At 65.5% G+C, this 6,000-nt stretch carries 5 protein-coding genes and 1 pseudogene; 3 read left to right on the top strand and 3 right to left on the bottom strand.

From position 1 onward, the window contains the following. Positions 1-2,663 (top strand): [protein-PII] uridylyltransferase (locus Q0996_RS09575; protein ID WP_299618198.1); only part of this gene is annotated, 2,663 nt, incomplete at its 5' end. A gap of 92 nt (positions 2,664-2,755) precedes the next feature. Then, positions 2,756-3,172 carry a hypothetical protein gene (locus Q0996_RS09570; protein WP_299618195.1) on the top strand — a complete coding sequence of 139 codons (417 nt, stop codon included), beginning with the start codon at positions 2,756-2,758 and terminating at the stop codon, positions 3,170-3,172. 1 nt (position 3,173) lies between these two features. On the opposite strand, the gene Q0996_RS09565 is transcribed toward Q0996_RS09570, so the two are convergent. The 3 genes and pseudogenes from Q0996_RS09565 to Q0996_RS09555 form a co-directional block, all read right to left on the bottom strand. Further along, a complete protein-coding gene (locus Q0996_RS09565; RefSeq protein WP_299618193.1) occupies positions 3,174-3,563 on the bottom strand; it encodes a hypothetical protein in 390 nt (129 codons plus the stop codon). Between the two features lie 30 nt (positions 3,564-3,593). Next, positions 3,594-4,109 carry a hypothetical protein gene (locus Q0996_RS09560; protein WP_299618189.1) on the bottom strand — a complete coding sequence of 172 codons (516 nt, stop codon included), beginning with the start codon at positions 4,107-4,109 and terminating at the stop codon, positions 3,594-3,596. Between the two features lie 84 nt (positions 4,110-4,193). Beyond that, a pseudogene (locus Q0996_RS09555) lies at positions 4,194-4,373 on the bottom strand (IS1595 family transposase); the annotation flags it as partial. A 49-nt stretch (positions 4,374-4,422) separates the two neighbouring features. On the opposite strand from Q0996_RS09555, the gene murJ reads away from it, so the two are divergent. Further along, positions 4,423-5,994 (top strand): murein biosynthesis integral membrane protein MurJ, encoded by a 1,572-nt coding sequence (murJ, locus tag Q0996_RS09550; protein WP_299618186.1) that lies wholly within the window; start codon positions 4,423-4,425, stop codon positions 5,992-5,994. The last annotated feature ends 6 nt before the right edge of the window (positions 5,995-6,000 follow it).

Here is a 6,000-nt window from a genome sequence, read left to right as displayed (position 1 = left end):
CGGTGCGCGCCGAATCCTATCTGGTCGATCAGCTCGTGCGCGTGGTCTACGACCATGTCGGCGAGCGCCTCTATCCCCTGGCCAACCCCTCCACCGGGGAGCGCCTCAGCCTGGTCGCCGTCGGCGGCTTCGGGCGCGGCGAGCTGGCGCCGCAGTCGGACATCGATCTCCTGTTCCTGCTGCCCTACAAGCTGACGCCGCGCAGCGAGCAGGTGGTGGAGGAGATGCTCTATTTCCTCTGGGACCTCGGCTTCAAGGTCGGCCACGCCACCCGCTCGGTGACCGAGTGCATCCGTCTCGCCAAGAGCGACATCACCATCTGCACCGCGCTTCTGGAGGCGCGCTGGCTGTGGGGCGACCAGCCGCTCTTCGGCGAGCTGCGCAAGCGTTTCGTGCGCGAGGTGGAGGCCGGCGGCAAGGCCAAGTTCATCGAGGCCAAGCTCACTGAGCGGTCGGAGCGGCACAAGCGTTTCGGCGGATCGCGCTACACCCTGGAGCCCAACATCAAGGAGGGCAAGGGCGGCCTGCGCGACCTCCACACCCTGTTCTGGATCGCCAAGTACCTCTACGACGTCGACGACATCGCCAAGCTGGTCCAGCGCAAGGTCTTCACCGCGGCGGAGGTGCGGCGCTTCGAGAAGGCGCAGAACTTCCTCTGGACCCTGCGCTGCCACATGCACTACCGCGCCGGGCGCGCCGACGAGCGCCTGACCTTCGACATGCAAAAGGAACTCGCCCCCCTCATGGGCTTCACCGCCCATGCCGGCCTGATGGACGTCGAGCGCTTCATGAAGCGCTACTTCCTGGTGGCCAAGGAGGTGGGGGACCTGACGCGGATCTTCTGCGCCGCCATCGAAGCCGAGCACGACCGGCGCTCGCGCTTTCGCCTGCCGACCCTCCGGCGGCGCCGGCGGATCGACGGTTTCGGCCTGGAGGGCGACCGCCTGACCGTCAGCTCCGGCGAGGTCTTTGCCGAAAAGCCGCTGGAGATGCTGCGCATCTTCCGCGTGGCGCAGAAGCACGAACTGGATATCCATCCCCAGGCGCTGCGCTGGATGACCCGGCATCTGAAACGCATCGACAAGGCGCTGCGCGCCGAGCCCCGGGCCAACGAGCTGTTCATGGAGATGCTGACCTCCAAGCACGACCCGGAGACGACCCTGCGGCGCCTCAACGAGGCCGGCGTGTTCGGCCGCTTCCTGCCGGACTTCGGCCGCGTCGTCGCCCAGATGCAATACAACATGTACCACCACTACACCGTGGACGAGCACACCATCTTCGCCATCGGCATTCTGCACGCCATCGAACAGGGTGAGCTCGCCACCGAGGCGCCGATCGCCAGCGACGTGGTGCACAAGGTGCTCTCCCGCCGGGTGCTCTACATGGCGGTGCTGCTGCACGACATCGCCAAGGGCCGCCAGGGCGACCATTCGGAACTGGGCGCCGAGGTGGCCGAGAAGGTCTGCCCGCGCTTCGGCTTCACCGAGGCGGAGACCGAGACCGTGGCCTGGCTGGTGCTCTATCACCTCTCCATGAGCGACACCGCCTTCAAGCGCGACATCGACGACCCCAAGACCATTCAGGACTTCGCCGATCTGGTGCAGTCGCCGGAGCGCCTGCGCCTCCTCCTGGTGCTGACGGTGGCCGACATCCGCGCCGTCGGGCCCGGCGTCTGGTCGGCCTGGAAGGCGGCGCTGCTGCGCGACCTCTACTGGCGCACCGAGGCCCTGCTCTCCGGCGGCCTGGCCGTCGAGGGGCGCGATACCCGGGTTAAGGCGGCCAAGGAGGCTCTGAAAGCCAAGCTGCAGGAGGCCGGCTGGACCGCCAGGGAGATCACCGCCCACCTGCGCCGTGGCTATCCCTCCTACTGGACCGGCCTGGACGGCGAGGCCCATCTGCGCCATGCCAGCCTGGTGCGCGAGGCCGAGCAGAACGCCTCGCCGCTGACCATCGACACCCGGGTCGACCGTTACCGCGAGGCTACCGAGGTCACCGTCTATGCCGCCGACCACCCGGGGCTGTTCAGCCGCATCGCCGGGGCCATGGCGGTGGCCGGGGCCTCCATCACCGCCGCGCGGATCTTCACCCTGCGCAACGGGATGGCCCTGGATTCCTTCTATGTGGAAGACGCCAGCGGTGGGCCCTTCGACCAGCCCGGCAAGCTGGCCCGCCTCTCGGCGGCCATCGAACAGTGCCTGGCGGGCCGCATGCGGCCGCTGCAGGCCCTGGAGGACCAGAAGTCGCCGATCCCCAGCCGCTTTCGCGTGTTCAAGGTCTCGCCGCGGGTGCTCATCGACAACAAGGCCAGCCGCAACCACACCGTGGTGGAGGTCAACGGCCGCGACCGCCCGGGCCTGCTCTACCAGGTGACCCTGGCGCTGACCCGGCTCAACCTGATCATCAAGTCGGCGCGCATCGCCACCTTCGGCGAGCGCGCCGTCGACGTCTTCTATGTGCAGGATGCGCTGGGCGGGAAGATCGAGAACAAGATCAAGCTGCGGCAGATCGAAAAGAAACTCATCGCCGCCCTCGAGGAGGGCGACTGCACGATCGCCAAGAAGACGCCGAAGGCGGCAGGCCCGAAAGGATCGGCCAAGCCGCTGGCCAAGGCGGCGCCCCGCGCGAGCGCCCGGCCGGTCAAGGCGGCGAAAACCGCCAAGTAAATCTCCGGCACTAGGTAGCAAACGCACCTTGGGGCACCTGTCCCGTATGGCGATGTATCGCTGGTTTGCCAGCTATGGCGAGACCCCATGTTGTGACTGCCCTCATCTGCATGCGTGCGGAGATCGCAGGCCAGCTAGAAGCCGCACAGACTCAAGTGCACCAACTCATCATCGACCTGGATCACGTAGACGCCACGCTCAGGCTCTACGTCCCGGACATCGACCTTGAAGAGATCAGGCCCAAGCCCCTACCACCACGCCATGCGGCATTCCAGGGCGAAGTCTCAAGGCTAATCCTGGACGCGCTCAGGGCCTCGCCAGCGGGCATGACAGCCCAAGTCCTAGCCCAGCACTTCATGGCCGAAAGAGGCTTGAACACGGCTGACAAGGCGCTAGTGCGCACCATCGGCAAGCGGATCGGGTCAAGCCTCAGGACTATGCGGGAGAAGGGGCTGATGCGGTCTGAGGCAGGACCGGGGCAGCGCAAGCGGTGGAGCTTAGTACGGTAGCCTAAGCGGCGTTCTTCAGGTCGATTTCTAGGTCGCCTGCAACCGTATACTCTCGGTAGATGAGCTTGAGAGTTTCAGAAACAATAGACCCAGGGCGACTCCGCACGATCTGATCAATCAAGCTAGCAAGAGTATAGACGCCCTCCAGTGGCAGCTCTAATTCCTTGAAAAGCTTGCGAACCCCTTTGATCGTAAAGCCAACATATTCAGGGTCCAGAGGGCCTCGGTGATTACACTCGTGGACCGTGAAAAACTCGTTGATGCGGTGCTCGGTAACGCTGCGATCATGGGTCATCACATAGATACAATCCATGTGCTTGTCATAATACGCCACTGGCCGGAAGGTCGAAATCTCGACTTCCTTTGGCCACGCTACAGCGTTCTGCTGCATCACTGAATCCCCTCCTTGGGTCGGCCCAGGCTAAGCGTGCCTAGACCAAAGCCTTGAATCGTAACGGGTTTCAGAATCAATGGGGGCGCCGGGCAAATCCGGGTCTGCGGCGACCCATGTCCAGCGCTCCCCCCATCCAAATACTGACGGGAACTCTTTTAACATTTCGTTGGGAGACACGTAAACAACGAATACCCGGTTTGGTGGAGCATCCACAAAGGACAAAGTAGGGTTAAATTTGTCTCCAGTAAGGGTGGCGTCACGCTGCGCCGCCCATGTGATGGCTAGTTTGTTAGCCGCTGCATCGTGATCGTCGCCAACAGACATGCCACGCTTCAAACCCTGGAAAACATGCTCGGCCATGATTAAGCCAGGGCACATGACGCCATACATTTGGCCGAGAACATGCCGTAATCCTCTCTCCGCGCGCGCGTGCAGGCTCTCAGGCGTAACCGCGATTCGATGAGTGGCGTGTGGGTCACTGCTATTCCAATCGGGCGCATCCGTGACCCAAATAGAGCCGCCCGGTTGATCAATTAACTTCAACGGACCCTCCCCCAGGGCATGTGAGCATTGCTACCAACACTAGCATGCATTGTGCAACCCTCGTTACTAGTGGCCGCACAGACACTAGCGTTGCCCATACCCTTTCCACTGACGACTGACCGGATGCGCTAGCGAAGCAGCCACGATCATCACGAACTGATCACCGTTGGTCTCCCGCCGATTGTCCTCGTGCAATGCCATCTCATTGGCATAGCTGTTGAGGTATTGGCCGTTGATGTGATGGTGCGTGCCGATCTCAGCCCGGCCCTAAGTTCTTCCTTCGCGCGCCACATTTCTTTAGTTATCTCCCGGCATGTCTCTGCTTCGGTCCATCGCCACGGTCGGCGGCTATACCGGCATCAGCCGGGTTCTCGGCTTTATCCGCGACATTCTGATCGCCAACGTGGTCGGCGCCAGCCCGGTCGCCGACGCCTTTTTCGCCGCCTTCCGCCTCCCCAACCTGTTCCGCCGGCTGTTCGCCGAGGGCGCTTTCAACGCCGCCTTCGTGCCGCTCTTCGCGCGGCGCCTGGAGCAGGAGGGGGAAGCCGCGGCGCGGCGCTTCGCCGAGGAGGCGCTCTCGGTGCTGGTGACAGGGCTGCTCATCCTCTCCGCCGCCGCCATGGCCGGCATGCCCTGGTTCATCTACGTCATCGGCTCCGGCTTTTCCCAGGACCCAGAAAAGCTGGCCCTGGCCATCGATCTCTCGCGCATCACCTTCCCCTACCTCCTCTTTATGGCGGTGGTGGCGCTGCTGAGCGGGGTCCTGAACTCCCTCTACCGCTTCGCGGCGGCGGCGGCGGCGCCGATCCTGCTGAACATCCTGTTCATCCTGGCGCTCACCCTGGTGCTGCCCTTCACCGGCGCGCCGGCCCATCTCATGGCCTGGACCGTCTGCCTTGCCGGGGCGGCGCAGATGGTCTTCCTGGTGGTGGCCGCCTCGCGGGCCGGCATGGCGCTGCGGCTGCCCTGGCCGCGTTTCACCCCCGGTGTGCGGCGCCTGCTGGTACTCCTGGGGCCGGGGGTCCTGTCCGCCGGGGCCCTGCAGATCAACATCTTCGTCGGCTCCTCCATCGCCAGTTGGCAGGAGGGCGCCTTCTCCTATCTCTACTACGCCGACCGGGTCTATCAGTTGCCCCTGGGGCTGATCGGCATCGCCATCGGCATCGTCCTGCTGCCGGATATGGCGCGCAAGCTGCGCGCCGGCGCCGAAGCCGCGGCGGGGGAGAGCCTCAACCGCGGCCTCGAGTTCGCGCTGCTGCTGACCCTGCCCGCCACCGTGGCACTGCTGGTGATCCCCGGGGCCATCGTCGGCGGGCTGTTCGAGCACGGCGCCTTCGGGCGCGCCGATGCCGAGGCCACCGCCGCCGCCCTGGCGGCTTTCGCCGGCGGCCTGCCCGCCTATGTGCTGGTGAAGATCCTGCAGCCGGCCTTTTACGCCCGCGAGGACACGATGACGCCGTTCCGCTTCTCGGTGGTCTCGGTGGTGGCCAACATCGGCCTCAGCCTCGTGCTCTTCCTGTCGCTGAAGCACGTCGGCATCGCCCTGGCGACGGCGCTGGCCGCCTGGCTGAACACCGCGCTGCTGGTGGTCGCCCTGCGCCGCCGGGGTTTCTGGGCCCTGGACCAGCGGTTTCGCCAGCGCCTGCCCCGCATCCTCGCCGCCTGCGCCGGCATGGGGGCGCTGCTCTGGGGCCTGCAGGCCGGCCTCGGGGTCTGGCTGGCGGACAGCTTCGCCGAGCGGGTTCTGGCCCTGGCCCTGCTGGTGGCGGCGGGCCTCGCGGTCTACGGCGCCTTGAGCTTCGCCCTCGGTGCCGTCTCCCGCCGCGAGCTGCTGGCCGCCCTGCGCCGCCGCCCGGTAGCGGAGCCCGACCCTGACGGGCCTTGACCCCCG

Source organism: Pelagibius sp. (assembly GCF_028289705.1).
GTDB lineage: Bacteria > Pseudomonadota > Alphaproteobacteria > Kiloniellales > Kiloniellaceae > Pelagibius.
Note: the sequence above shows the minus strand (reverse complement) of the source record. Positions and strands in the feature narration are given on the sequence as shown.

Bases quoted from the DNA above. Each gene is read 5' to 3' on its own strand.
- Q0996_RS09565 (WP_299618193.1), bottom strand. From the start codon at position 3,563: ATGCAGCAGAACGCTGTAGCGTGGCCAAAGGAAGTCGAGATTTCGACC.
- murJ (WP_299618186.1), top strand. From the start codon at position 4,423: ATGTCTCTGCTTCGGTCCATCGCCACGGTCGGCGGCTATACCGGCATC.